Source organism: Dyella sp., from assembly GCF_035508675.1.
Classification (GTDB): Bacteria; Pseudomonadota; Gammaproteobacteria; order Xanthomonadales; family Rhodanobacteraceae; genus Dyella_B.
Genome location: NZ_DATJMN010000333.1, coordinates 1 through 2,337 on the forward strand (window position 1 = coordinate 1; position 2,337 = coordinate 2,337).

Annotated in this window: 3 protein-coding genes; all 3 read right to left on the reverse strand. The window is 65.9% G+C overall.

Annotated elements, in window-relative coordinates:
- A partial coding sequence (gene fliF, locus VMA74_RS17870) for a flagellar basal-body MS-ring/collar protein FliF (protein WP_325369425.1) occupies positions 1–1,068 on the reverse strand: 1,068 nt, incomplete at its 3' end.
- A gap of 174 nt (positions 1,069–1,242) precedes the next feature.
- Positions 1,243–1,575, reverse strand: a complete 333-nt coding sequence (gene fliE, locus VMA74_RS17875; RefSeq protein WP_325369427.1) for a flagellar hook-basal body complex protein FliE — start codon at positions 1,573–1,575, stop codon at positions 1,243–1,245.
- Between the two features lie 36 nt (positions 1,576–1,611).
- Positions 1,612–2,337 (reverse strand): sigma 54-interacting transcriptional regulator (locus VMA74_RS17880; protein ID WP_325369429.1); only part of this gene is annotated, 726 nt, incomplete at its 5' end.

The window sequence follows — 2,337 nt, forward strand, 5'->3', positions numbered from 1 at the left end:
GTCGGTCGGCGTGTTCTTGGAAGCGTTCGCCGCAGTCGTCGTCACCGGATTCGCCGCCGGCGGCGTACCGGCATTCGGCTTGGCGGCAGTCGGTTGTGCGACGGTGTTCGGCGGCTGGTTGCTGAGCGCACCGGCCACGCCGCCGGCCGCGTCGTCCTGCTTCTGTTCGGTGCTGGTTTGTTCGCTGCGCAAGGCCGGGTTGGCGCTGTCGTAGCTTTCGCTGGCTTTTTCGGTCTGGCTGAAATCCAGATCGACATCGACCTGCGCGCGCACGCGTCCCTGCCCCACCAGCGGCGTCAGCAGATCTTCGATGCGTTGCGCGTAACTGTTCTCCATGCGCGTGACCAGGCGCATGTGCGCATCGCCCACCGCGCCGGGGCTATCGGGATCGGACACGGTGAGCAGCGCGCCTTGCTGATCCACGATGGAGACCTGCGAGGGATCCAGGTCGGGCACGCTGGAAGAGACCAGGTGCACGATCGCCTGCACCTGGCTGCCATCGAGCTGGCGGCCCGGATACAGCGTCAACAACACCGACGCGCTGGCCGGGTGATTGTCGCGGATAAAGGCGGAGGCCTTGGGCAAGGCCAGATGCACGCGCGCGGCGCGCACGAACTGCAGGCCGGCAATGGTGTTGCCCAGATCCGTTTCCAGCATTTCGCGATAACGCGTGCTTTCGGCCAGGTCGCTCATGCCGAACGGCGAGTCGCTTTGCGGCAGCGTGGCGCCGGCGGTGCTGCCTTGCGGCAGGCCTTGGCTCGCCAGCTTCAGGCGCGTATCGGCCAGCACCTCGGCGGGCACCGAAATGGACGCGCCGTCGGCGCCGAGACGGAACGGGGTGTTGCTGCTCTGCAACGCCTGCGTGACGGCGGCGGCGTCTTTCGGATCGAGGCCGGCATACAGCAAGGCGTAGTTCGGACCGCGCGACCACAGCACGATGCCCACGCCCAGCGCAACCGCCGCCGCAACGGCCACCAGCAGCAGCAGCAAGCGTGTGGTCGGATTGCGCAACAGACCCTTGAGCTGATCCTGGCGCGTATTCGAGGTGGTGGGAACGTTGTCAGCCATGGGGTCTAGAAATGAATCACTGCATGGAAACGATCGACTTGCCTTGTTGTCGTGCCGCCGCGGTGCGCTATCGAGCCCTTACCGGGCGGCGCGATGCACACCGATTCTCTTGTTCTTCGGACGCGCTGGCTGAGCGCAATGGCCGCCTGCGCGGGAATGACGCCGCGGCACGCGTCACACCGGCATATTCATGATGGTGGTGTAGGCATCGACCAGCTTGTTGCGTACTTCCACCAAGCCGCGGAAGGCGAGGTCTGCCTTCTGCCCGGCGATGGAGGTCTTCACGATGTCGGCGCCCGGATCGCCGCGTTCGAACGCATTGACCTGCGCTTGCGCGTCGTTCTGCTGCGCCGCCACCGAGCCGATGGTCTGCTTGAACAGCGTGCCGAAATCCACGCCCGAACCGCCGGATGCAGCCGGCAGCGCAGCGCTCGGCATCGCGCCGGTTGCCTGCGCGCTGAGCGCGCGCATTTGAGAGAGCACACTATTGACGTCGATCTGACTCATGTCGGTTTTCCAACGCTTGAGCGGTTACAAGGTGCTTCAAGCAACGGCCGTGCCACTCTCCGGCGACGTATCGTTGCTGCGGCACGCCGCCTGCAGGCCGTACTTGCGCAGCTTTTCCACCAGCGTGGTGCGCTGCATGTGCAGCAGCTTCGCCGCGTGCGCCACCACACCGTCGGTAATGTCGAGCGCCTGGCGGATCAGGCCTACTTCGATGTCGGCCAGGTGATCCTTCAGGTCCACGCCACCTTCCGGCAGCAGCACATCGGTATCGAGCAGGTGGCGGTGCTGCGTCGACGCGGGCTTGGCCTGGCCATCGAGCATGGCGCGGACGACGCCGCCGGCGACTTCGTCCATCGCCTGCACGCCGCGGTATTTCTCCGGCAGGTCGGTGGCGCGCACTTCGCTGTTTGGATAAAGAATGGCCAGGCGCTCCACCAGGTTGGACAGCTCGCGCACATTGCCCGGCCAGGTGTGCTGGCGCAGCGACTGCATCGCGCTGCCGCTGAAGCGCACGCTGTTCAGGCCGCGGCGCTGCAGGCGTTGATTGAATTCGGCGATCAGCTCGGGCATGTCTTCCAGGTGCTCGCGCAGCGGCGGCATTTCCAGCGGGAACACGCTGAGGCGGTAATACAGGTCTTCGCGGAAGCGGCCTTCGGCGGTGGCCGCTTCCAGATTGCGGTGGGTGGCGGCAATGATGCGCACGTCGCAGCGCTGCGTGCGGTTGCTGCCGACCCGCTCATACATGCGCTCTTGCAGCACGCG